This window comes from Microbacterium sp., from assembly GCF_011620665.1.
Classification (GTDB): domain Bacteria; phylum Actinomycetota; class Actinomycetes; order Actinomycetales; family Microbacteriaceae; genus Microbacterium.
The window spans coordinates 37,472-61,199 of the sequence record NZ_WOYQ01000076.1 but is presented as its reverse complement, the minus strand read 5'-3'; the positions used below and the strand labels follow the sequence as shown (position 1 = coordinate 61,199).

Annotated in this window: 21 protein-coding genes; 10 read left to right on the top strand and 11 right to left on the bottom strand. The window is 68.9% G+C overall.

Annotated elements, in window-relative coordinates; translation table 11 throughout:
- Window positions 1–902 (top strand): ECF transporter S component (locus QZV81_RS09625; RefSeq protein ID WP_292836370.1); only part of this gene is annotated, 902 nt, incomplete at its 5' end.
- Between the two features lie 84 nt (window positions 903–986).
- Complete coding sequence (locus QZV81_RS09620) at window positions 987–1,376, top strand: glucose-6-phosphate dehydrogenase (protein ID WP_292836367.1); 390 nt, start codon at window positions 987–989, stop codon at window positions 1,374–1,376.
- A gap of 4 nt (window positions 1,377–1,380) precedes the next feature.
- On the opposite strand, the gene metH is transcribed toward QZV81_RS09620, so the two are convergent.
- Window positions 1,381–5,052, bottom strand: coding sequence for a methionine synthase (gene metH / locus QZV81_RS09615; protein ID WP_292836364.1), 3,672 nt, complete (start codon window positions 5,050–5,052; stop codon window positions 1,381–1,383).
- Between the two features lie 112 nt (window positions 5,053–5,164).
- Between metH and QZV81_RS09610 the strand changes: the two genes are divergently transcribed.
- Complete coding sequence (locus QZV81_RS09610; protein ID WP_292836361.1) at window positions 5,165–6,142, top strand: o-succinylbenzoate synthase; 978 nt, start codon at window positions 5,165–5,167, stop codon at window positions 6,140–6,142.
- 9 nt (window positions 6,143–6,151) lie between these two features.
- On the opposite strand, the gene QZV81_RS09605 is transcribed toward QZV81_RS09610, so the two are convergent.
- Window positions 6,152–6,778, bottom strand: a complete 627-nt coding sequence (locus QZV81_RS09605; RefSeq protein WP_292836358.1) for a TetR/AcrR family transcriptional regulator — start codon at window positions 6,776–6,778, stop codon at window positions 6,152–6,154.
- A gap of 137 nt (window positions 6,779–6,915) precedes the next feature.
- Between QZV81_RS09605 and QZV81_RS09600 the strand changes: the two genes are divergently transcribed.
- Together QZV81_RS09600 and QZV81_RS09595 are read left to right on the top strand one after the other, a co-directional pair.
- A complete protein-coding gene (locus QZV81_RS09600; protein WP_292836355.1) occupies window positions 6,916–9,828 on the top strand; it encodes an MMPL family transporter in 2,913 nt (970 codons plus the stop codon).
- Entirely contained in the window at window positions 9,825–11,801 is a 1,977-nt protein-coding gene (locus tag QZV81_RS09595; RefSeq protein ID WP_292836352.1) for a YhgE/Pip family protein, read from the top strand. Before QZV81_RS09600 ends, QZV81_RS09595 begins: the two co-directional genes overlap by 4 nt.
- Window positions 11,802–11,936: 135 nt before the next feature.
- On the opposite strand, the gene ccsB is transcribed toward QZV81_RS09595, so the two are convergent.
- From ccsB to QZV81_RS09565, 6 genes are read right to left on the bottom strand one after another with little or no spacing between them, the layout of a single operon-like run.
- Window positions 11,937–12,983, bottom strand: coding sequence for a c-type cytochrome biogenesis protein CcsB (ccsB, locus tag QZV81_RS09590; RefSeq protein ID WP_292836349.1), 1,047 nt, complete (start codon window positions 12,981–12,983; stop codon window positions 11,937–11,939).
- Between the two features lie 10 nt (window positions 12,984–12,993).
- Window positions 12,994–14,712, bottom strand: a complete 1,719-nt coding sequence (locus tag QZV81_RS09585) for a cytochrome c biogenesis protein ResB (protein ID WP_292836346.1) — start codon at window positions 14,710–14,712, stop codon at window positions 12,994–12,996.
- A complete protein-coding gene (locus QZV81_RS09580; RefSeq protein WP_292836343.1) occupies window positions 14,693–15,493 on the bottom strand; it encodes a cytochrome c biogenesis protein CcdA in 801 nt (266 codons plus the stop codon). Before QZV81_RS09580 ends, QZV81_RS09585 begins: the two co-directional genes overlap by 20 nt.
- The gene (locus QZV81_RS09575; protein WP_292836341.1) at window positions 15,490–16,116 is read right to left on the bottom strand and encodes a TlpA disulfide reductase family protein; all 627 of its coding nucleotides are present in this window, start codon (window positions 16,114–16,116) and stop codon (window positions 15,490–15,492) included. Before QZV81_RS09575 ends, QZV81_RS09580 begins: the two co-directional genes overlap by 4 nt.
- The gene (locus QZV81_RS09570) at window positions 16,113–16,742 is read right to left on the bottom strand and encodes a histidine phosphatase family protein (RefSeq protein WP_292836338.1); all 630 of its coding nucleotides are present in this window, start codon (window positions 16,740–16,742) and stop codon (window positions 16,113–16,115) included. The genes QZV81_RS09575 and QZV81_RS09570 overlap by 4 nt, the downstream gene beginning before the upstream one ends.
- A gap of 49 nt (window positions 16,743–16,791) precedes the next feature.
- Window positions 16,792–17,445 (bottom strand): DedA family protein, encoded by a 654-nt coding sequence (locus tag QZV81_RS09565; RefSeq protein WP_292836335.1) that lies wholly within the window; start codon window positions 17,443–17,445, stop codon window positions 16,792–16,794.
- A 71-nt stretch (window positions 17,446–17,516) separates the two neighbouring features.
- On the opposite strand from QZV81_RS09565, the gene aspS reads away from it, so the two are divergent.
- From aspS to QZV81_RS09540, 5 genes are all read left to right on the top strand, one after another.
- Complete coding sequence (gene aspS / locus QZV81_RS09560; RefSeq protein WP_292836332.1) at window positions 17,517–18,872, top strand: aspartate--tRNA(Asn) ligase; 1,356 nt, start codon at window positions 17,517–17,519, stop codon at window positions 18,870–18,872.
- Window positions 18,873–18,997: 125 nt separating this feature from the next.
- Complete coding sequence (locus tag QZV81_RS09555; RefSeq protein WP_292836327.1) at window positions 18,998–20,131, top strand: extracellular solute-binding protein; 1,134 nt, start codon at window positions 18,998–19,000, stop codon at window positions 20,129–20,131.
- A 65-nt stretch (window positions 20,132–20,196) separates the two neighbouring features.
- Entirely contained in the window at window positions 20,197–21,036 is an 840-nt protein-coding gene (locus QZV81_RS09550) for an ABC transporter permease (protein ID WP_292836484.1), read from the top strand.
- Window positions 21,033–21,839: an ABC transporter permease subunit gene (locus QZV81_RS09545; RefSeq protein WP_292836324.1), complete on the top strand. Its 807-nt coding sequence runs from the start codon at window positions 21,033–21,035 to the stop codon at window positions 21,837–21,839. Before QZV81_RS09550 ends, QZV81_RS09545 begins: the two co-directional genes overlap by 4 nt.
- Window positions 21,836–22,939 carry an ABC transporter ATP-binding protein gene (locus tag QZV81_RS09540; RefSeq protein ID WP_292836321.1) on the top strand — a complete coding sequence of 368 codons (1,104 nt, stop codon included), beginning with the start codon at window positions 21,836–21,838 and terminating at the stop codon, window positions 22,937–22,939. The genes QZV81_RS09545 and QZV81_RS09540 overlap by 4 nt, the downstream gene beginning before the upstream one ends.
- A gap of 2 nt (window positions 22,940–22,941) precedes the next feature.
- Here QZV81_RS09540 and QZV81_RS09535 read toward each other — a convergent pair whose 3' ends face one another.
- The 3 genes from QZV81_RS09535 to QZV81_RS09525 form a co-directional block, all read right to left on the bottom strand.
- Entirely contained in the window at window positions 22,942–23,244 is a 303-nt protein-coding gene (locus QZV81_RS09535; protein WP_292836318.1) for a Dabb family protein, read from the bottom strand.
- Entirely contained in the window at window positions 23,241–23,507 is a 267-nt protein-coding gene (locus tag QZV81_RS09530) for a glutaredoxin family protein (RefSeq protein WP_292836315.1), read from the bottom strand. Before QZV81_RS09530 ends, QZV81_RS09535 begins: the two co-directional genes overlap by 4 nt.
- Window positions 23,508–23,629: 122 nt before the next feature.
- Window positions 23,630–23,728, bottom strand: coding sequence for an AURKAIP1/COX24 domain-containing protein (locus QZV81_RS09525; RefSeq protein ID WP_003792170.1), 99 nt, complete (start codon window positions 23,726–23,728; stop codon window positions 23,630–23,632).

The following is a 23,728-nucleotide window of genomic DNA, read 5'->3' as shown; positions in this document are numbered from 1 at the left end:
CCACCCGCTCCCCGGTCGCGAACAGCGCCCTCACCCCACACATCGCGACCGGCGAACAGGGCTGGGCACCCGCGAGGGGGCGGAAGCGGGGGCACGGCGGAGGAACAGCGGCGGTGATCGCGGCGAACGTGGTGGCCGCAGCGGCCTTCGTGTGGCCCCTCGTCGCGAGCGCCGCGCCCGCTCAAGCGCAGTCCGCCGCCCCCTACATCGCCGTCGCGGCCGCGCCCCTCGCCGTGATCCTGGTCTTCGCAGCGCTCGACGCATCCATCCGCTCGGCGCACACCCTCGCCCTGCTGGCCGTGCTCGCGGCGATCGGTGCGGCGATCCGCGTCGCGAGCACCGGCGTCGGCGGCGTCGAGGCCCTCTTCGTGCTGCTGATCCTGGCCGGCCGTGCCTACGGCCCGCGGTTCGGCCTCTTGCTGGGGGCGGCATCCCTCGCTCTCTCGGCGCTGCTCTGGGGCGGGATCGGACCCTGGCTGCCCTTCCAGATGTTCGCATGCGGGTGGGTGGGGGCGGGCGCCGGCCTGCTCCCGCGGCGGATCCGCGGAATCCCCGAGATCGCGATGCTGAGCGCCTACGGCGTCGCCGCGTCATATGTCTTCGGATTGATCATGAACCTCTGGTTCTGGCCCTTCGCGGTCGGCGGCGGCACGTCCATCTCCTATCTCCCCGACGGCCCGATCGGCGAGAACCTGACGAACTTCCTCGTGTATTCGCTGCTGACTTCCACGGCGGGCTGGGACACCCTTCGCGCCATCACGACCGTCGTCGGCCTCGCCGTCGTCGGGCGGGCCGTGCTCCGCTCGCTGCGGCGGGCGAAGCCGATCGCGCCGGCCACGCCCGGCGCTCCCCGCGCACCCCGGGCTCGCGTCAGAGAGCCGGAGAGGGTCGCCGGTCGCTGACGGCCGAACGCCCGCATGCGCCGGGTCCGTGAAACACTGGAGGACGCGACAGCTACCCGAACGGATGCCGCGAAAGGGCCCGCCATGAAGATCACGAACTCGTCCGACTGGCGCGACGGGCTCCCCTTCGACCTTCCCGTGGATGCCGCCGAGGCCGTCCCGGGCGAGCCCACTCGCTGCGCCACCTGCGGCGCCGACAGTGAGCCCTTCCCGCGCGAGGCGCTCTGGGCCGTGAAGCACCGGCATCCGACGAATCCGGCCGGCTTCGTCCGCTTCTATTGCGCCGACCACCGCCCCCAGACACAGCTCGCGCCACCCGCCACGCCGGCTCGAGTCCGCCGTGAGCGGGCCTCGACGCCGCGCCGCGCCGCCGCGCCGACGATCCCCGAGCGGGTCGCCGCGCTGTGCCCGGACTGCTTCGTCGAGGTCCCGGCATCCGGGGTCTGCGGCATGTGCGGCCAGCGGGTGGCCTGAACCCTCAGACCGAGAAGTACTTCGCCTCGGGGTGGTGGAAGACGAACGCGTCGGTCGACTGTTCCGGGTGCAGCTGCAGCTCATCGCTGAGCTCCACACCCATACGCTCGGGACGCAGCAGCTCGACGACCTTGCGGCGATCCTCCATGTCAGGGCAGGCCGGATAGCCGAGCGAGAAACGGGCACCGCGATACTCGAGCTTGAAGAGCCCGGCCGTGTCGGTCGGGTCTTCGGCGGCGACTCCCAGCTCGGAGCGGATGCGAGCGTGCCAGAACTCGGCGAGCGCTTCGGTCAGCTGCATCACGAGTCCATTGAGCTCGTAGTAGTCGCGGTAGCGGTCTTCCGCGAACAGCTTCGCAGTCACGGCGTCGATCGCTGCTCCCGCGGTGACCAGCTGCACCGGCATGACGTCGACCTGACCCGACGGGCGTGACTTCACGAAGTCCGCGAGGTTCAGGTGCCGGTCGCGACGCTGGCGAGGGAAGTGGAAGCGCAGCCGATCGGTGCCGAGGGGCCCACCGGAACCGCCGTCCGGCGCGAGCAGCCCCGGCACACCGAGCACTCCCTCCGGATCATCGCCGTGATGGAGCACCACGACGTCGTCCCCCTCGGACACGACGGGAAAGTAGCCGTACGCGACGGAGGCGTCCAGCATCCCCTCGGCGAGGATGCGGTCCAGCCAGTAGCGCAGGCGCGGTCGCCCCTCCGTCTCGACCAGATCCTCGTAGGTCGCCTCACCGCGACCGGGCTTGAGCCCCCACTGGCCCATGAAGGTCGCCCGCTCGTCGAGGAACGCGGCATAATCCGCCAGCGCGATGCCGCGGACGATCCGTGTTCCCCAGAACGGCGGTGCGGGCACCGCGTTGTCGCGCGCGACATCCGAACGCGCCGGCATGGCCTCGGGTTCGGTCAGTGTGAGCTTCGACCCGGCCGCGTGGATGCGCTTCTTCAGCGGCGGCAGCCCCACGGCATCCGCAGCCTCGCCACGCGCGACCCGCACGAGCGGCTCCATGAGCGCGAGCCCCTCGAACGCGTCCTTCGCGTAACGCACCTCGCCGTCGAAGATCCCCGCGAGGTCGTCCTCGACGTAGGCGCGCGTCAGCGCGGCGCCGCCGAGGATCACCGGCCACCGGGCACCCAGTCCCCGGGCGGAAAGCTCCTGCAGGTTCTCCTTCATGACGACCGTCGACTTCACGAGCAGTCCGCTCATTCCGATGACATCGGCGTGGTGCTCCTCGGCGGCGGCGATGATGTCGGCGATCGGCTGCTTGATGCCCAGATTGACGACCGTGTAGCCGTTGTTGGTGAGGATGATGTCGACGAGGTTCTTGCCGATGTCATGCACGTCGCCGCGGACGGTTGCCAGGACGATCGTGCCCTTGCCCGCGGCATCCGTCTTCTCCATGTGCGGCTCGAGGAGCGCGACGGCGGTCTTCATGACCTCGGCCGACTGCAACACGAATGGCAACTGCATCTGGCCCGAACCGAACCGCTCGCCGACGACCTTCATCCCCTCCAGGAGGTGGTCGTTGATGATCTGCAGGGCGCTGAGCCCCCCGGCACGCGCCAGGTCGAGGTCGTCCTCGAGACCCTTGGGCTCACCGTCGATGATGCGCCGCTCCAGCCGCTCGCCGACGGGCAGCGCCTGCATCTCGGCCGCGCGCTGATCGCGGAGGCTCGCCGTGTCGACACCGGCGAACAGATCGAGCATGGTGGCCAGCGGGTCGTAGGTGAGATTTCCCTCGGCGTCGAACTCACGGCGGTCCCAGATCAGGTCGAGGGCGACCTTGCGGCGATCATCGGGGATCGTGGCGAGGGGGACGATCTTGGCGGCGTCGATGATCCCGCTGGTCAGGCCCGCCTGGGTCGCCTCGTGGAGGAACACGGAGTTGAGCACCGAGCGCGCCGCGGGATTGAGGCCGAACGAGACGTTCGAGACCCCGAGGGTCGTGTTGATACCCGGATACTTCGCCGTCAGCGCCCGGATCGCCTCGATCGTCTCGATCCCGTCGCGCCGCGTCTCTTCCTGTCCGGTCGCGATCGGGAAGGTCAGGCAGTCCACGATGATGTCCGACGTGTGCATGCCCCAGGCATCCACCAGCTCGTCGACGAGGCGCGATGCGATGCGCAGCTTGTCGGCGGCCGTGCGGGCCTGACCCTGCTCGTCGATCGTCAGGGCGATCACGGCCGTGCCGTGCTCTTTGACGAGCGGCATGATCCGACCGAAGCGGCTCGTGGGGCCGTCGCCGTCCTCATAATTGACCGAGTTGACGACGGGGCGGCCGCCGATGAGCTCGAGCCCCGCCTGGATGACGGCTGGCTCGGTCGAGTCGATCACGAGCGGCAGGGTCGATGCCGAGGCGAACCGCGAGACGACCTCGCGGATGTCGGCGACACCGTCGCGTCCCACGTAGTCGATGCACACGTCGAGCAGGTGCGCGCCGACGCGCGTCTGACCCTTGGCGATCTCGACGCAGTCGTCCCATCGCCCCTCGAGCATCGCCTCACGGAACGCCTTCGACCCGTTCGCGTTGGTCCGTTCGCCGATCGCGAGGTACGCGGCATCCTGCCGAAACGGCACATGCTGATAGAGCGAGGCGACACCCGGCTCGGCCTCGTCTCGCGAGAAACCACCCTCAGGGCGAGAAACCACCGCTGCACCGGTTTCTGACGGCGCATGTGGTTTCTCACCAGTCGGGCGCAGCCGCTCGACGACCGCCGCGAGGTGCTCGGGGGTCGTGCCGCAGCATCCGCCCACGAGGCCCACCCCGAACTCGCGGACGAACTGCTCGTGTGCCGTCGCGAGCTCGGTCGGTGTCAGCGGATAGTGCGCGCCATCGGCCGTCAGAACCGGCAGCCCCGCGTTGGGCATGCACGCGATCGCCACCGGCGAGTGCTTCGACAGATGCCGCAGGTGCTCACTCATCTCGGCGGGACCGGTCGCGCAGTTCAGGCCGATCGCGTCGACGCCGAGCGGCGCGAGGGTCGTGAGAGCCGCGCCGATCTCGGAGCCCATGAGCATCGTTCCGGTCGTTTCCACCGTGACCTCGACGAAGATCGGCAGGCGGATGCCGCGGCTCACGATCGCCTGCTTGCACCCGGCGATGGCGGCCTTGGTCTGCAGCAGGTCCTGCGAGGTCTCCACGAGGAACGCGTCGGCGCCGCCGTCGATCAGCCCTTCGGCCTGCAGCGCAAAGGTCTCTTTCAGGTGTGCGTACGTCGTATGCCCGAGAGAGGGCAGCTTCGTTCCCGGACCCATCGACCCGAGCACCCACCGCATCCGCCCGTCGGCGGCCTCGGCCGCCTCGGCTCGCTCCCGAGCGATGCGGGCGCCTGCGGCAGCGAGTTCGTGGATGCGGTCGTCGATGTCGTAGTCCGACAGGTTCGACCAGTTCGCCCCGAACGTGTTCGTCTCGATCGCGTCGATGCCCACCGCGAGGTAATCGTCGTGGATGGCCGCGATCATGTCGGGACGCGAGACGTTGAGGATCTCGTTGCATCCCTCGAGCTGCTGGTAGTCCTCGAGCGTCGGCTCATACCGCTGCAGCATGGTTCCCATAGCCCCGTCGGCGATGACGACGCGCCTGGCGAGCGCCTCGAGCAGAGCCTCCGATCGCTCCGGGCGCGGAACCCCATCGATATCGAGTGCGAAGCGGGGCGGGGCGGTCGAGGTCACCGCGCGATTCTATCGGCGTTCGGCGGATCGGAGACCGTGTGCCGTCGCCCGTCGCAGCACCCCCACAGCTGCCGGGTGCCCGAGCCGCGCGCACGCAGGGCAGGATGGAGCCGTGAGCATCCCGTCGATGTCCGAGCTGCGCGAGGCTGCGCGCGTTGTCGCCCTGCCGCTCGTGACGCGCTTTCGCGGGATCGAGACCCGTGAGGTGCTTCTCCTGGACGGCCCCGCGGGCTGGAGCGAGTTCTCGCCCTTCCTCGAGTACGACGACGCCGAGGCCTCCACCTGGCTGGCCGCGGCGATCGATTTCGGCTGGCACGATCAACCCGCGGCGCTCCGTGCGCGCATCCCGGTGAACGCGACCGTCCCGGCGGTGGGGGCGGCATCCGTTGCGGAAGTCCTTGCCCGCTTCGACGGATGCCGCACCGCGAAGGTCAAGGTCGCCGACCCCGGGCAGTCGCTGGCCGACGACATCGCCCGCGTGCACGCGGTGCGCGAAGCGATCGGCTCCGAGGGCCGCATCCGCCTCGACGCCAACGGCGGGTGGAACGTCGACGAGGCCGAGCGCGCCGTGCACGCCCTCGCCGAGTTCGATCTGGAATACCTCGAGCAGCCGTGCGCGAGCATCGGCGAACTCGTTGAGCTGCGTGAGCGCCTGGCGGATTGGGGAATCCCCATCGCGGCAGACGAGAGTGTCCGCAAGGCTGCGGATCCCCTCGCGGTGGCGCGTGCGGGCGCCGCGGACCTCCTGGTCGTGAAGGCGCAGCCACTGGGCGGCGTGCGCCGGGCGGTGCAGATCGTCGCGGACGCGGGTCTCCCCGTCGTGGTCTCCAGCGCGCTCGAGACCAGCGTCGGCCTGTCGATGGGGCTCGCCCTCGCCGCTGCTCTCCCCCGGCTCGACTTCGATTGCGGGTTGGGCACGGCCTCACTCCTGGCCGCCGACGTGACCGCGCGGCCGCTCCGGCCGGAGGCCGGGATGCTGCCCGTCGGCCGCGTCACGCCCGACCCCCATCTCCTGGAACAGCACGCGGCCGCGCCCGAGCGACGCGACTGGTGGCTTGCGCGGCTGGACCGCTGCCACGCGCTGCTCTGATTGAACCGGTCAGGCGCTCTCGACCAGGACGACGACGATCCGTTCGATCCGTTCGTTGAGGAGCGTTGCGATCTCGGCTGCGGGGCGACCCTCGAGCGTGGCGCGCGCGCACGTGTCCTCCGAGACGTCGAGCAGGAGCTGCGCCGACTCGGCCAGCGGGAGCCGCAGCCGCAAGCCGTACGCGGTGACCACCTGCTGGATGATCCCCTCGACGCGGTCACGGATGACGTCCTGCCAGGTCAGATAGGCCGCCGCCAGGCGCGAGTCGCGCATCGCCTGGGTGCGGATCTCGCTGATCAGCTGCGGCTCCATGGTTTCTCCGAGCGACGCGCCGATCACCTGCCGCACGAGCGCGGAGGTGTCCGAGCGCACGTCGGGCGCGAGGCCGCGCACGCGACCGGCCACCTCGTCGAGCTTCGCCTCGGTCAGCTGCGTGATCAGTGCGAGCAGCAGCTGTTCCTTGGACTCGAAGTTGGAGTAGAACGCGCCGCGCGTGAATCCCGCCCGTTCGCAGATCATCTCGACGGATGCCGCGTCGAGCCCGACCTCTCCGAATACCTCGTGGGCGGCATCCAAGAGGCGCGCGCGCGTCTGCTCGCGGCGCCGGGATCCGACCCGGGGGCTGACGTCCGTCATGCGGCTCCCTTTCGAGGCCAGTTTCACACGTTGTCCCCAGACTTGCCAGGGAGAACACGCCTAGGATACGCCTGTGCACTGGATACAGCGTTGTATCGAAACCCGCTGACCTACTCCCCCCTCGAACCGGAGCGCTCGTGTCCACACTTCTGTCGTCCCTCGGCCGCTGGTCGTACCGCCACCCGTGGCGGGTCCTGGTGTCATGGCTTCTGCTGCTCGGCGTCGTCGGAGGCTCCGTGGGGTTCGGCATCGGCACCGGCGCCATCAAGGGCTTTGACAACGCGTTCTCCATCCCAGGCACGGAGAGTCAGGAGGGGATCGCGCTGCTCACCCGCACTTTTCCGCAGGCGAGCGGCACGAGCGCCCAGTACATCGTCGTCGCGGCCGACGGCGACCGCATCGACGAAGCCACCTACCGCGACGAGATCGCGTCGTCGATAGACGAACTCGGAAAGCTCGACGGGGTGCTGGCGGTCACCGACCCGTTCGACGAGATGGTCACCGGCTCAGTGAGCGGTGACGGTCGCGCCGCGCTCATCCGGCTGCAGTTCGAGGGGACGGTCACCGATGTCTCCGATGCGACGAAGACGGCTCTCGAGGATGAGTCCGCGAGGCTCGGCGCAGCACTGCCCCCGGGATCGCAGGTCGTGGTCGGCGGCGACCTCTTCTCGACCTCGCTGCCCGGGCTGTCGATCAGTGAGGCCGTCGGCGTGCTCATCGCGCTCTTCGTGCTGATCATCACTTTCCGCTCACTCGCCGTCGCCTTCTTCCCCCTCGCGAGCGCCCTCATCGGCGTCGCGCTGGCGATCGCCCTGATCTACGCGGCGACCGCGTTCGCGACCGTGTCATCGACCACGCCCCTGCTCGCGATCATGCTGGGCCTCGCGGTCGGCATCGACTATGCCCTCTTCATCGTCGCGCGACATCAGGATCAGGTGCGCGCGGGCATGGACCCCGAAGAGTCTGCGGCACGCGCGACCGGCACGGCCGGGTCGGCGGTCGTCTTCGCGGGCGTGACGGTGCTGATCGCGCTGATCGGTCTGGGCTTCGCCGGCATCCCGTTCCTGACCACGATGGGCATCGCCGCCGCTGCTGCCGTCGCCATCGCGGTCCTGGTCGCGATCACCCTGACGCCGGCCCTTCTCGGGTTCGTGAAGGAGCGCGTGGTCGGGTGGGGCCATGGCCTCGGGCGCGGCGTCACCATCCGCCGTCGCCGCGGCACGACCAAGATCGAACCCACCGATCGCACCGATCGCACCGATCGCACCGATCGCACCGAGAAGGATGCCGCCGCCGCGGCCCCCGGAACGCCGACTCCGAAGATGAACCGCTGGGTCATGCTCGTGACACGGCATCCGGTCGTGACGACGATCGCCGTCATCGCGACGCTCGGCGTCGTGGCGATTCCGGCGGCGAGCCTGCAGCTCGCGCTCCCCAACGCCGGCATGCAGCCGCCCTCCAGCGAAGCGAGGCAGGCCTACGACCTCACGGCCGAGTACTTCGGACCAGGGTCGAACGGGCCGCTGATCCTCACCGGATCGATCGTCACCTCGACCGACCCCCTGGGCCTGATGGCAGACCTCAAGGCGGAGGTCGAGAAGATCCCCGGCGTCAAGGAAGTGGCTCTCTCCACCCCGAACGAGACGGCCGATACGGGTCTCATTCAGGTCGTGCCCGAGACGGCGCCCGACGACCCGGCGACCGCCGACCTCGTGCGGGAGCTGCGCGCGCACCACGACGAATGGCTCGAGGAATACGGGGTCGATCTGAAGGTCACCGGCTTCACTGCGATCGCGATCGACATCTCCGACCGGCTGGGCGCAGCGCTCCTGCCCTTCGGCCTGTTCGTCGTCGGCCTGTCGTTCATCCTGCTGATGATCGTGTTCCGCTCGGTCTGGGTGCCCCTCAAGGCGACCGTCGGATACCTGTTGTCGATCTTCGCCGCATTCGGCGTGGTCGCTGCCGTGTTCGAGTGGGGCTGGCTCGCCGATGCGCTGCAGGTGACGCGGACCGGGCCGGTCATCAGCTTCATGCCGATCATCCTGATGGGCGTGCTCTTCGGGCTCGCAATGGACTACGAGGTCTTCCTCGTCTCGCGCATGCGAGAGGACTTCGTCCATGCCCGCCGGGCGGCGAAGGCGTCCGGCGGAGCCGTCGACGCGCGCGCGATCGCCCTCGGCGCCGTTCGCAGTGGCTTCACGGCGTCCGCGCGAGTCGTCACGGCAGCCGCTGTGATCATGTTCGCCGTCTTCGCGGCGTTCGTCCCCGAGGGCGACACGTCGATCAAGCCGATTGCGCTGGGTCTGGCCGCGGGCATCGCGATCGACGCGTTCCTCGTGCGCATGACGCTGGTCCCCGCGGTCATGGCCCTGCTGGGAGACAGGGCGTGGTGGATGCCGGCCCGGCTCGACCGCATCCTCCCCCATTTCGACATCGAGGGTGAGGCCGTCGAACGCGAGATCGCCCTCGCGGATTGGCCTGAGCCCGGCACCGGCTCCCCGCTCGTGGGCGAGGGCGTCGGCGTGCGCGTCGACGGCGGTCGCGGCGTGGGCGAGGTCGAGCTGTTCTCAGATGCCACGTTCCGCCTGGCGCCCGGTGACACGCTCCTCGCCACGGCGCCGGACCCCCGCGCCGGGCGTGCGTTCATCCTCCTGTGCGCGGGGCGGGTCGATCCGACCGGCGGGCGGCTCCGCGTCGCCGGGCATCTCCTGCCTGGCCGCGCCGCCTGGGTCCGGGCGCACGTCAGCGTCGCGCTGCTCGACGGCGCGGCCGATCCGCCTCGAGAACTGCGGCGCGCGCTCTCGGGCGGAACATCGCTCGTGGCGATCGACGGCATCGACACGCTCACCGGTGCGAACCGCGACCAGGTCGCGGCACTCCTGCGGGATGCCGCCGCCGCGCCGCGTCGGCGCGGCGCACCGCTCACGATCGTCGCGTCCGCACGACGCGACGGGCCGGCTCTCGATCTGCTCGCCGACGCTCACCGGCCGTCCATCACGACTCTGACCCTCGTTTCCCGCTTCACTTCGACCCCGGTGACCTCCTCATGACGCTCCCCTTCGAACGCGCGCGTTCCCGCAAGCCCGTAACCTGGATGACGCTGACCGGGGTGCTCCTGCTGCCGGTCGTGATCGGCGGCCTGCTCGTGGTGGCGCTCTACAATCCGACGGAGCGTCTCGGAGAGATGCGCGCCGCGATCGTGAACAACGACGAGCCCGTCACGATCGACGACCAGCTCGTGCCCCTCGGCCGCCAGCTCACGGCAGGGCTGGTCGAGGGCTCCGATGACCTGCCCAGCAACCTCGACTGGACGATATCCAACACGGATGACGCCCGGTCCGGACTGGCCGACGGCACATACGAGGCGGTCATCACGATTCCGGCGAACTTCTCCGCCGCCGCGACGTCGACGGCGGGCGCCTCGGACGGCTCGGGCGGTACACCGGAGAAGGCGACCATTTCGATCGCCACCGCGCCCGACAGTCTGATCGTCGACGACGCCATCACTGCTCAGGTCGCTGAGGCGGCAGCATCCGCGACGGGGCAACAGCTGTCGACCGTCTTCCTCGAGAACGTGTTTCTCGGCTTCACCACCCTCGGCGATGAGCTCGGGCAGGCCGCGACCGGCGCGCACCAGCTCGCCGAGGGCGCGGCACAAGCGGCGACCGGCGCCGCCGCGCTTCCCGCCGGGGCGTCCGCGCTCTCCAGCGGAGCGATGCAGCTGGGTGGGGGCGTCGGTGAACTCTCGAACGGGCTGTCGCAGCTCGCCGGCGGCACCCGCCAGTCGGCGAGCGGCGCCGGGGCGCTCGCAGACGGGCTGACGCAGATCTCGGCGCAGCTCACCGCCACCGCCGACGGGACTCTCGGGGGCACCGCTGCCGCGAACGTCCGCAGCGCGAACGACGCTGCCGCGGCGACCGGGTCGCTGGCGACCTCGTATGAGACCCTGCGGACGCAGAACGAATGCACGGCGCCGAGGACACCCGATCAGGTCGCCGTCTGCGCTGCGCTCGATCAGCTCGCGGTGGATGTGCAGCGCGCGGCCACGAGCGCGGGCTACGCCGCCGGATACGCCGGTGGCATCCAGCGGGGCCTCGGTCAGACGGCGATCGGCATCGATCGGCTCGCCTCCGGCGCGACCGATCTCCGGTCGGGTCTCGGCACGGTCGCGGGCGGCATCGACCAGTCGGCGTCGGGCGCGTCCGCCCTCAGCACCGGCGTGAACCAGCTCGCCGACGGCGCAGACGAGCTGGCAGCCGGCGCATCGCAGCTCGCCGACGGGGTCAGCGAGGTCGCGACCGGCACTTCGAGCCTCGCCGACGGCCTGACCGAGGCATCCGGCGCACTCCCCTCCTACACCGATCAGCAGGCCACCGACCTTGCGGCGGTCGTCGCCGATCCGGTGACGACCGAGGGCGTCGGATCGAACATCTTCGGCGCTTCGGCGATCCCGCTGCTGGGCATGCTGGCACTGTGGTTCGGTGGTCTGGGATCATTCGTCGCTCTGCAGGCGGTGCCACGGCACGCGCTGAGCTCACGTCGCCCCTCCGTGCTGCTGGCACTGCGAAGCCTGCTCCCGGCCGCCGCGATCGGGGCAGGGCAGGGCTTCCTCCTCGCCGTCGTCGTGCAGCTGGCGGCATCGTACGAGTGGTCGACCTGGGTGGGCTTCGCGGCTCTCTCGGTGCTCGCCGGCGTCGCATTCGCCGCGGTCAACCAAGCGCTCATCGGGGTGTTCGGCGGCGCGGGTCGATGGATCTCGGCGCTCATCGGAGTCCTCGCGGTCGCGACCGGGGTCGTCTCGACTGTGCCGGGCGTACTGACCTCCGTCGCCGGCCTCATGCCTACGACCCCGGCCTACCAGGCGATGCTCGGCGCACTCACCGACGCCGGCGGAATCGGCGCGGGCGTGGCTGGAATGATCCTCTGGGCGGTGCTGGCCTTCGGGGCCACCGTGCTGGCGGTCGCCCGTCGGCGTACGGTCAGCGCAGAAGCCCTCCTGGCGACATCCGCCTCGCTGGCCTGACGCCGGACGCCGGCACCGGGCCGGCGCCGTGCGACGCCGAACGCGCGCGCCGCAGCCGTGAAGCGGGCGACTCGACCTGCCTCTGGCGTGCCGGCCGCCGGACCGATCGCGTGACCTGCTGGTGGATGCCGCTGGTCAGCTCAGGCCGCTGTAGACGTGCAGACCCTTGAAGAACATGTTCACGATCGTGAAGTTGAACATGACGGCGGCGAACCCGACGATCGACAGCCACGCGGAGCGCGTGCCGCGCCAGCCGCGCGTCGCGCGCGCGTGGATGTAGCCCGCGTAGAGCACCCAGATCACGAAGGTCCAGACCTCTTTCGTGTCGAATCCCCAATAGCGGCCCCACGCGCCGTTGGCCCAGATCGAACCGGCGATGAGCGTGAAAGTCCAGAAGATGAAGCCGATGATCGCGAAGCGATATGCCAGCGATTCCAGGACGTCCGCAGAGGGCAGGGTACGAAGGAACCGGGGACCGCTGCGGGTGGGGGCGGATACCGGGGCATCGGCGACGGCATCCGCCGTGGCGACCGCTTTCGTTCGCCGGGCTTGCATCAGCTGCAGCACCGACAGCGCGAACGCGAGAGCGAACAGCGCGGTCGCCAGTGACGCGACGAAGACGTGGATCACGAGCCACGGGCTCTTCAGCGGATCTGCCAGCGGAACCACGTCGGTGTAGAACCAGATCGCGGTGGCCCCGAGCAGCATCACGACCAGGATCGTGATGAATGTGCCGAGAAAACGCAGGTCGTAGCGAAGGAGCACGACCAGATACACCGCCACGATGAGCATCGTGCCGGTGAGGGCGAACTCGTACATGTTCGACCACGGCACCCGCCCGGCCGCGAATCCGCGGGTGACGTCTGCCGCGACGTGGAACGCGAAGCCGAGGACGGTCAGCGAGGTGCCGATCCGCGCCCAGACGTCGCGCCGCCGCTCGCCGAGCGGCGCCTCGAGGTCGGACTGCGCCTGCGCCTGCCGTGCGCGCAGATCGTCACGGCTCTCCGCAGCACCGGCCGCGACCAGAACGCGAGCGGGCGCGGCATCCTTCGCCCGCAGTGCGAGGTCGGAGCGACGCGCGAGATCGATCGCGTACGCGATGAAGGCCAGCGTGTAGATGGCGACGGCCGTCCAGAGCAGGAGCACGGAGACGTCGTCGAGCTGCAGTCCGGTCTGAGGCATGTGGTCCAGTCTACGCGTGGGGCTCTGGTGTCTCGGCAGGGAGCGAAGCGCCGTGGGTGCGCGCGAGATCGGCGACCGCGGCAGCGATCACGGGGTCTTCGCCGCGCGCGAGTCCGGCGTATTCGAGCGTCAGGGTGCCGTTTCCGGGAGTGGCCTTGACCCACATCCGACGCCGGGGGATGAACAGCGCCGCGAGCAGTCCGAGCAGGGCCACCACCGCGAAAGCGAGGACGAACGGCGCGCCCACATCACGATGCACCGAGAGCGACACATAGCGCTTGACCTGTTCGGCGGCGCCGTTCGCGGTCGCGTCCTCGAATGTGATCGAGCCCATTCCCCGCGGCAGGTCGACTGTCTCGCCCGGTTCGAGCTCCAAAGCCTCGGTGCCGCTGTCCTTGCCGGCGAGCTGCGTCATGCCGCTCGGGTCGAGCGCGTAGACGTTGCGCGCCGTCCCGTCGTCGATGCCGAGATCGCCCGCGTAGACCCAGAGGGTCAGCAGAGGATTTGCCAGCGAGGGATACGCGGAGGTGAACGCTCCGGAGTGCAGCGTGGCGGCCGTCGGGTAGAGGAAGCCGATGAGCCCCAGCTGCTCCGACAGTCCGTCAGGGATCTTGATGACTCCCTGCGAGGTCATGTTGGCGTCCTTCGGCAGAAACTCGACGTCCTCGCGGAAGACGACGTCGCCGTCGGCGTTGCGCACGGTGATGGTCGGCGCGTAGCCGTTGCCCATCAGATAGATGCTGTCACCGGTCACCGCCAGCGGGTGATTGACGCGGACGACGCCGTCTCGGGGGCTCTGGCCCGGCTCGGCGACCGTCACGTTCGCGGCGAAACTACCGGCCTGTCCCTGCCCGGGCTCGCCGACCGGGACGTAGCTGACCTCGAAGGAGTCAAGAGTGATCGCATACGGCGAGAGCGCATTCGTATCGACGAAGCGCCCCGGGTTGAACGAGGTGTACCCGAGGCCGAGGGAGTTGACGAAGCTGTCACCCTCCACGACGACGGTCTGCCCTGTGTAGGTGAGTCCTCCGCCGATCCCGACGGCCAGCAGCACTCCGACCAGCGCGCTGTGGAAGACGAGGTTGCCGGTTTCACGGGCATAGCCGCGTTCCGCCGAGACCGACGCGACGCCGCGGCCGTCGTAGCGCTCGACGCGATAGCCCGCCGCTCTCAGCTGCGCCTGCGCGAGGTCGATCGCCGAGACGGCGGATGCCGCGGCATCCGCCCCCGCCGGAAGCTCTCGCAGGATCTCGACGTGGTCATCCAGCCGCGACAGCCGCGCCGGAGTACGGGGCGGACGGGCCCGCAGCGCCTTCCAGTGGTGTTTCGTGCGCGGAATGACACAGCCGATGAGCGAGATGAACAGCAGAATGTAGATCGCCGAGAACCACGCCGATGAGTACACGTCGAACAGTTGCAGCTGATCGAGGATCGGATACAGGTCCGGGTTGTTCGTCTTGTACTGGGCGACGCCGTTCGGATCGGCGGTGCGCTGGGGCACGATCGAGCCGGGGATCGCGGCGATCGCGAGGAGCAGCAGGAGCACGAGCGCCGTGCGCATGCTCGTCAGCTGCCGCCAGCCCCAGCGCATCCAGCCGACGACTCCGAGCTTCGGCTGAGCCAAGCCGTTGGCGGATGCCGGTTGCGCGTCGACGTGATCGGCCGGGCGGAGCGGTTCCGAGCCGTCGCCGGAGTCGACCGTTTCGCCGTCAGAGGGGGAGTTCGACACTGCCGATCACCCCCGTGAGCTGCGACATGACCGATGCCCACAGGCCGGTCACCATGAGGACACCCAGCACGATCAGCAGGATGCCGCCGATGATGTTCACTGCGCGAATATGCCGACGCAGGAATGTCACTGAGCGGGTCGCCCAGCCGAAGCCGATCGCGAGAAGGACGAACGGGATGCCGAGCCCCAGCGAGTACGCGACCGCGAGCGCGACAGCTCGCCAGGGATCACCCTGCGCGAAGGACACGGAAAGGATCGCGGTGTACGTGGGGCCGATGCACGGGGCCCAGCCGATGCCCATCGCGACGCCGAGGAGCGGTGCACCGACAAGGCCGAGGCCTTGTCGTACCTGCGGCTTGAACGCCCGCTGGGCGAACCCGAAGACGCCGAGGAAGACGAACCCCATGACGATCACGACGACGCCCAGCACCCGGGTGATGACGTCGCCATACTGCAGGAAGACCCGCCCGGCCGTCCCGGCCAGCACGCCCATCGCGACGAAGACGACGGTGAACCCGGAGATGAAGAGCACGACCCCGCCGACGAGGCGCCCGCGTCCGGTGCGCACGCGCGCAGCTTGGCGCGAACTCCGCAGGATCTCGCCGGAATCGTGCGGAGTGGCTGAGATTCTGCGGGTGTCGGAATCGACGGAGCCACCGAGGAAGCCCAGGTACCCCGGCACCAGAGGGAGCACGCACGGCGAGGCGAACGAGATGAGACCCGCGAGCATGGCGATCGGAAGCGCGAGCCAGAGGGCGCCGTCCACGACGACCTGGTTCATGACTGTTCCGACCGCACGTCGTCCACGATCGTCGTGAGGATCGACTCACTCTCGACCTGGCCGATCAAGCGCGCGGCGACCCGGCCCTGGGCATCGAGGACGAGCGTGATGGGCACGGCCTGCAGCGGCGTCCACGACGCGAACGCGAGCTTGAGCGCGGCATCGTCCTTCGCCAGCACCGATGGATACGAGATGCCGTACGTCTGCTCGAACGCGGTGGCCTGCTCGGGTCCGTCGTAGATGTTCACCCCGAGGAAGTTCGCGCCGGTCTTCTGGGCGACCGCCTCCAGCGTCGGCGCTTCGGCACGGCACGGCCCGCACCCGGCGTACCAGAAGTTGAGGACGAGGACGTCTCCGGCAAAGTCCGAGCTCGTGACGGTGGAGCCGTCGACGGCGGTGCCCGTGAAGTCGACGGCGTCGCCGCGCTGGTCGGGAGCGATCTCCTGCACGCTGCCGTCACCGGAGATGAATCCGGTGTCGCCCCCCTGTTGATACGAATCGATCAGGCCGTCGTTCGCACTCGTGCACGCGGCCAGTCCGAGGCCCAGCACGACGACGAGAGCGGATGCCGCGATCCTGGGTCTCGCCCGGTGCCGGGGCGCATAGCTGGGTCGAAGGGTCATACCGCCCCCACATCGATCGCGCCGGCGGTTGCGGCCGGCTCGGCGTACGCCACCTCGCGCCAGCGGTCGCCTTCGAGCTCGAAGCTCGTCACGGACGACAGCGCGCAGCGGCGCTTGCGCGGGTCGTGGCTCAGCGGCTCCCCCGCGACGGCGAGGTGCGTGATCCAGATCGGCAACTGGTGCGAGACGATGACCAGGTCGCCGGATGCCGTGGTCCCCCACGCCTCGCGCATCGCGGCATCCATCCGGTCGACGATCTCGAGGTACGGTTCGCCCCAGCTGGGGATCGACGGGCGCGCGAGGTGGCGCCAGTTCAGCGGGTTCAGCACGGCGCGCTTCATGCGCTTGCCCTCGAAGACGTTCGTCGGCTCGATGACGCGATCGTCGATGACCGGCATGAGCCCGAAGATCTCTTGAAATGGTTCGCCCGATTCCCGCGTGCGTTGCAGCGGGGAGGCGACCAACGATGCAACAGGGCGGCCGAGCCCGCGCACGTGCTCGGCCGCGGCGCGGGCCATCTTCCGACCTTCGGCGCTCAGCCGGTATTCCGGAAGACGCCCGTACAGCACGCGGTCGGGGTTGAAGACCTCCCCGTGGCGCACGAGATGGAGACGGTCGGCGGGCACCCGGCCAGTCTACGTGGACGCCCTCTATGCCCAGGCTGAGAACCGGGTCTCACGCCGGATCGGCGTCCGGTCGCCGTGAACGCAGCTGACGCACGCGAGCCACGATGAACCAGACGACGGCGACCGCGCTGACCGCGATGACGACGTACTGGAAGAACCCGGCGTACGTCTCCACAATGTGCCACGACTCGCCCAGGAGGAATCCGGCCATCACGAACAGCGTGTTCCAGAGCAGGCTGCCGGCGAGCGACAGCAGTCCGAATCGCCACAACGGCATGCGCGTGACACCCGCCGGGATCGAGATGAGGCTCCGGAATATCGGGATCATCCGACCGAAGAACACGGCCTTGCCACCGTGGCGGTGAAACCACGCGACGGTGCGGTCGATGTCTTCGACCTGCACCAACGGGACCTTCGCCGCGATCCTGCGCAGCCGGTCCAGGCCGAACCACGCCCCGACGCCGTAAAGGAGAAGCGCGCCCGCGATGGATCCGGCGGTCGTCCACACGAGCGCTTCGACGAGCGTGAAGCTCCCGCGACTGGCGGCCAGGCCCGCCATCGGGAGGATGACTTCGCTCGGCAACGGCGGGAACAGGTTCTCGAGCGCGATCGCCACGCCCGCTCCGGGAGCACCGATCACCTGCATGAGCGAGACGACGGCATCCACGATCGTCGTCAGCCACGAGCCATCCGATACCGTCATGAGCGCCACTCTAGGCGGCGCAGCTATCGGGAAGCTGAGCGCGCTGCGCCGCCCACGTAGACTCGTCTCTCGTGAGTGAACGCGTTCTGGTGAACCAGCTGCAGACCCGTGCGGACGGACCCGTCTCGGTGTCCGGATGGGTGGAGACCGTCCGCGACCAGAAGAAGGTGCAGTTCGTCATCCTGCGCGATGAGACCGGCGACGTGCAGCTGGTGAACCCCGCGACGCGCCCCGACCCGGAGGCGTCTGCGGTCGATGAGTCTGCCGAGAGGGCCGCTGCGCTCGAGCTCACCTCTCTCATCTCTGAGCTGTCCACCGGCACCTTCCTCACCGTCACCGGCGAGCTCAAGCACGATGAGCGCGTCAAGCTCGGCGGCGTGGAGATCAAGATCGTGGGACTCGAGATCGCGGCAGCCGCTCTCGCCGAGACGCCGATCGCGCCCGACAGCGGTCTGGACAAGCGCATGGACTGGCGGTTCCTCGACCTCCGCCAGCGGCGCAACAACCTCATCTTCCGCGTGCAGACGACGCTCGAGCACGCGATGCGCTCGTACTGGATCGAGCGCGACTACATCGAGATCCACTCGCCGAAGCTGATGGCTTCCGCCTCCGAATCCAATGCCGAGCTGTTCGAGGTTCCCTACTTCGAGGACAAGACCGCCTATCTCGCGCAGAGTCCGCAGTTCTTCAAGCAGATGGCGCAATCGGCCGGCTTCGGCAAGATCTTCGAGATCGGCGACGTGTATCGCGCCGACCCGTCGTTCACATCGCGGCATGCGACCGAGTTCACATCGGTGGATGCTGAGATCAGCTGGATCGACTCGCACGAAGACGTCGCGGCGATGCAGGAGGAACTCTTGCACACCGCGATCAAGGCCGTCGCCGACAAGCACGGCTCCGAGATCCGCGAGCTGTTCGGCCTCGACGTCGTCGTGCCGCAGATCCCGTTTCCGCGGATCCCGCTGGCCGAGGCGCGCGAGATCGTCGCGGCCCGCGGCTACGAGATCCCCCGGACCGACGGTGATCTCGACCCGGAGGGCGAACGTCAGATCTGCGCACACGTGCAGGAGACCTATGGTCACGAGTTCGTCTTCATCACCGACTACCACCCCGAGATCCGCGCGTTTTATCACATGCGCGACCCCGAGACCGGGCTGACGAAAAGCTACGACCTCCTCTACAACGGCGTCGAGATCACGACCGGCGCACAGCGCGAGCACCGTGTCGACCTGCTCGAGGTCCAGGCGCGCGAGAAGGGCCTCGACCCCGCGCATCTCGATTTCTACTTCGACTTCTTCCGCTACGGCGCACCGCCGCACGGCGGCTTCGGCATGGGCCTGGCCCGGGTCCTGATGCTGCTGCTCGGGCAGGACTCCATCCGCGAGGTGACATACCTCTTCCGCGGCCCGACCCGGCTGGCACCGTAGCGTCACCGGGAGTATGCCTTCCGTTCACCCAAGGTGACCCCGCCGGATGATTCACCCCCGTACGTTCCTCTCAACTGGGCCCGCGCACCCGAACCGCGCCGGCCTTCGCACCTCGAGAGGAATTCATGTCCCGCACTCTTCGCCGCGCCGGCGTCTTCACGCTGGCCGCCGTCACCGCTCTTTCTCTGGCCGCGTGCAGCGGTGCATCCGACGTGTCCGCCCCGTCGGGGTCGGGCGGAGCCGATGCCGCCACGGCCACCAGCCTGGCCGACTTCGGCACCTTCGCCGACTTGGAGGCGGCGGCGAAGGCCGAGGGCAAGCTCAACGTGATCGCGCTGCCACGGGACTGGGCCAACTACGGCGAGATCATCGATCTGTTCGCTGAGACCTACCCCGAGATCACCGTCGAGGAGCAGTCTCCCGACATCTCCTCGGCCGAAGAAATCCAGGCCGCCGAGGCCAATGCCGGGCTCGATACCGCACCGGATGTCTTCGACCTCGGCCTGACGGTCGCTCTGCAGAACACCGACGGATTCGCGCCCTACAAGGTTCAGACCTGGAGCGAGATTCCCGACGCGCTCAAGGAGCCGACCGGGCTGTTCGTCGGCGACTACGGCGGATACATGTCGATCGGCTACGACTCGGCGAAGTACCCCGCTCCCGCGAGCCTCGAGGACCTCCTCGGATCCGACTACACGGCTGCCGTCGCGATCAACGGCGACCCCACGCAGGCGGGAGCGGCTTTCGCCGCCGTCGGACTCGCGACCGTCCAGTCGGGCGGAACCCTGGATGACTACACACCCGGCATCGACTTCTTCTCTCAGCTGAACGCTGCGGGCAACATGCTCAAGGTCGACGTGACCAGCGCCACTGTCTCGAGCGGCGAGACCCCCGTCGTCTTCGACTGGGACTACCTGAACGCGGCGCACACGGACGCCAACGCCGACTGGAAGGTCGTCGTGCTGCCGGGCACCGGCTATGCCGGCTACTACAACCAGGCGATCAACAAGGACGCCCCGCACCCGGCGGCCGCCCGCCTGTGGCAGGAGTTCCTCTACAGCGACGAGGTGCAGAACCTCTGGCTCAAGGGCGGTGCGCGTCCGGTCCGGATGCAGGCGATGACGGATGCCGGCACGATCGACCAGGCTCTCGCCGACGCCCTCCCCGCCGTGCCCGAGACCACGGTCGTCCCGTCAGAGGAGCAGAGCACGGCGGCCGGCACGCTTCTCGGCGAGAAGTGGGCCGCGGCGGTCCAGTGACCTCATCCTCCGCTCACGCCGGGCCCGAGCTCCATGCTCGGGCCCGGCGTGTCGGCTGGGCCGGCATCCTTCCCGCTGTCGGATTGGCGCCCTTCGCCGCGTACGTCGTGATCTTCCTCGCGCTGCCCACGGTCCTGGCGATCGGTTCGGGACTCTTCGACGGCGAGGGCGCATTCACGTGGGACAACTTCACCGCGCTGACCGAGCCCGTGGTCGCTCAGACGTTCCTGAACTCCATCGGGCTCTCGCTGCTGACCTCGCTGGTCGGCGCTGTCCTGGGCGCCCTGGTCTGCTACGCGATGCTCGGCCTCGCCGAGGGAGGGCCCGTGCGCACCGCCGTCGATGCCGCTTCGGGAGTGCTCGCCCAGTTCGGCGGGGTCATGCTGGCTTTCGCGTTCGTCGCCACGATCGGTCTGCGCGGTGTCGTGACACTGCTGCTGAAGGACACGTTCGGGATCGACATCTTCGCCGACGGCCCGTGGATCTACGAGATCACCGGGCTGATCCTGCCGTACATCTACTTCCAGGTTCCCTTGATGATCATCACCTTCATGCCGGCTCTCGCATCGCTCAAGACGCAGTGGGCCGAGGCGAACCTCACCCTCGGGGGGACACGCGCGAGCTTCTGGCTGCACATCGGGTTCCCCGTGCTCGCACCGGCGTTTCTGGCCAGCACACTGCTGCTGTTCGCGAACGCCTTCTCCTCATACGCGACCGCCGCCGCTCTGGCCAGTCAGGGCTCCCAGATCGTGCCGTTGCAGATTCGGACCGCGCTGACGAGCGAGACCGTGCTCGGCCGTGAGAACCTGGCCGGTGCCCTGGCTGCCGGCATGATCGTGGTGGTCGCCGTCGTGATGTGGGCCTACTCCGTGGTGCAGCGCCGCGCCGCGCGGTGGCGCGCATGAGCGCGACTCGCGGCATCGAGCCCTCCCGCGTGACTCGCCTGGCGATCGGAATCGTCATCGGCGTCCTGTTCGCCGTCCCGTTGGTCTCGACACTGCTCTACACGCTGCGCGCGGATGACGGGGGAGTCACGCTCGACCGGTGGGCTGCCGTCCTCTCCCCCGCGGGGGCGCGACTCTACGGCCCGATCTGGGTGGGACTCGGCAATTCCCTGACCCTCGCCGTCGTGACGGTCGGGATCGTGCTGCTGCTCTTGGCGCCCACGATGATCCTGGTCAATCTGCGGTTCGCGCGGCTCCTGCCCGCGTTCGAGTTCGTGGTGCTGCTCCCGATCACAATCCCGGCGATCGTCCTGGTGGTCGGGCTTTCGCCGATCTATCTCCAGATCGGGCGCACCCTCGGCACGGGGGCCTGGACGCTCGCGTTCGCGTACGGCATCACCGTGCTGCCGTTCGCCTATCGTGCGATCCAGGCGTCGATCGACGCAGTCGACATGCGCACGCTCGCCGAGGCGGCGCGGTCTCTCGGCGCGAGCTGGATCACGGTCGTCTTGCGGGTACTCGCGCCGAATCTGCGCCCGGGCCTTCTGGCGGCATCGCTGATCTCGGTCGCCGTGGTGCTGGGCGAGTTCACGATCGCTTCCCTCCTCAATCGCCAGGTGTTCCAGACTGCCATGGTCGTCGTCGGCAAGAGCGACGCCTATGCGCCCGCCATCTTCACTCTGCTGGCGCTCGGCCTCGTCTTCCTCCTCCTCATCACGATCGCCGTCGCGGGGCGCCCGCGCACCGGAAGGAACCCGTCATGACCGCCGAGACCGTGCCGCGGCCGCTGCCGCGAACATCCGACAACATCCTGCTCCACACTCCCGGCGAGGGCACGAGCGTGCGCCTCACAGGAATCGCGAAGGACTTCGGCACGACGCGGGTGCTCCACGGCGTCGATCTCGACGTCAAGCCTGGAGAGTTCGTCTCGCTGCTGGGCCCATCGGGCTGCGGCAAGACGACGCTGCTGCGGATCATCGCGGGGCTCGAATCCGCCTCCGTCGGCGCCGTCTTCTTCGGCGGAGCCGACGTCTCCCGCATACCGACCAACCGCCGCGACATCGGCATGGTGTTCCAGTCCTACTCGCTGTTCCCCCACCTGCGTGTGATCGACAATGTCGCCTTCGGCCTCCGCCGGCGCCGGGTAGCTCCGAAGGCTGCGGCGACACGCGCCGCCGACGCGCTCGACCTCGTGGGCCTCGGGGACATGGAGGATCGATACCCTCATCAGCTCTCCGGCGGCCAGCAGCAGCGAGTAGCCCTTGCGCGAGCCCTCGTCACCGAGCCGCGCGTCCTGCTGCTGGATGAGCCGCTGTCGGCCCTGGACGCCAAGGTGCGCGTCCAACTGCGCGACGAGATCCGCCGCATCCAGCTGCGATTGGGCATCACGACGATCTTCGTCACCCACGACCAGGAAGAGGCGCTTGCGGTCTCGGACCGCATCGCGGTGATGGATTCCGGTCGCATCGAGCAGATCGGCGCCCCGGAGGAGCTCTACCTCCGCCCGGCCAGTTCGACGGTCGCAGCGTTCATCGGACTGTCCAGTGTCGTCTCCGGGGTCGCGGAAGGAACGACTGTCCGGGTGTGGGATGACCGGATTCCGATCCTCGGCGACCCCGCGCACGGGCCGGTCCAGGTTCTGCTCAGACCGGAGAATGTGCGGCTCGTCGGCGAGACCGACGGGGGCATGCCCGCCGTCGTGCAGGAGAGCACCTTCCTCGGCAGCTTCCGACGCACTCTCGTGCGCACCGAAGACGGAAGCCTGGTCCGGGTGCAGCACGGTCCGCACGAGCGCGTCGAATACGACGATGTCGTCCACCTCGCCCTCGCCCCGATCGCCGCAACGGTGCGGCCCGCGCCGTGAGGTCAGATCTCGAGGTCGACGGCGGAGCGAGAAGCGGTGACACTGCGGACGAAACCCGCGACCGCCTGATGGGCAGGGTGGGTCTGATAGGCCGCGAGACCGGCCGCATCATCGAAATCAGCGACGAGGGCGACATCGGCATTGCCGTCGATCTCGAGCGCGTTGACGCCCACCGACAGTGATCGAATCGACTCGACCACGCCGTCAAGAGCCCGTAGACGCTCGGCAACCTCGGCAGCATGCGCTGTGCGGGTGCGGAGGTCGGGGCCGGCCATCGTCCAGGTGACGACATGCCGAATGCTCACGAGCGTCCCTCCCCGGGCGCAGCGATCAACGCGGCACGGAGCCGATCCGGCGACAGCCGCCACTGCGCGTGGAGGTGCCCATCGACCAGCACGACGGGAATCTTGTCCCACCAGAGGTCGTAGAGGCCCGGATCATCGAGGATGGAGAACTCCTCGACGTCGACGTCATCCTCCGGGAGTTCCGCGACGACCTGCTCGACGATCTCATGCGCGACGGCGCAGAGATGGCAACCGGGCCTGGAGATGATCGTGAGTGTGGTCACGGCATCCATCCTGCCAGCCCCCGGACCTGCCGGGCGACTGGCCACAAGCCGGCCACGAACACGAAACGCCCTTCGACAGGCACTCAGCCTGGTCTGGGGGCGTTCGGTGTGCGTGCCGCGATTTACTTCTTGTTGCGGCGCTGGTGGCGAGTCTTGCGAAGCAGCTTGCGGTGCTTCTTCTTCGCCATGCGCTTGCGGCGCTTCTTGATGACAGAACCCAA

Excerpts from the sequence above, each read along its gene's own strand:
- QZV81_RS09620 (WP_292836367.1), top strand. The coding sequence starts at position 987 with ATGAAGATCACGAACTCGTCCGACTGGCGCGACGGGCTCCCCTTCGAC.
- QZV81_RS09605 (WP_292836358.1), bottom strand. The coding sequence starts at position 6,778 with ATGACGGACGTCAGCCCCCGGGTCGGATCCCGGCGCCGCGAGCAGACG.
- QZV81_RS09595 (WP_292836352.1), top strand. The coding sequence starts at position 9,825 with ATGACGCTCCCCTTCGAACGCGCGCGTTCCCGCAAGCCCGTAACCTGG.
- ccsB (WP_292836349.1), bottom strand. The coding sequence starts at position 12,983 with ATGCCTCAGACCGGACTGCAGCTCGACGACGTCTCCGTGCTCCTGCTC.
- QZV81_RS09580 (WP_292836343.1), bottom strand. The coding sequence starts at position 15,493 with ATGAACCAGGTCGTCGTGGACGGCGCCCTCTGGCTCGCGCTTCCGATC.
- QZV81_RS09575 (WP_292836341.1), bottom strand. The coding sequence starts at position 16,116 with ATGACCCTTCGACCCAGCTATGCGCCCCGGCACCGGGCGAGACCCAGG.
- QZV81_RS09565 (WP_292836335.1), bottom strand. The coding sequence starts at position 17,445 with ATGACGGTATCGGATGGCTCGTGGCTGACGACGATCGTGGATGCCGTC.
- QZV81_RS09555 (WP_292836327.1), top strand. The coding sequence starts at position 18,998 with ATGTCCCGCACTCTTCGCCGCGCCGGCGTCTTCACGCTGGCCGCCGTC.
- QZV81_RS09545 (WP_292836324.1), top strand. The coding sequence starts at position 21,033 with ATGAGCGCGACTCGCGGCATCGAGCCCTCCCGCGTGACTCGCCTGGCG.
- QZV81_RS09540 (WP_292836321.1), top strand. The coding sequence starts at position 21,836 with ATGACCGCCGAGACCGTGCCGCGGCCGCTGCCGCGAACATCCGACAAC.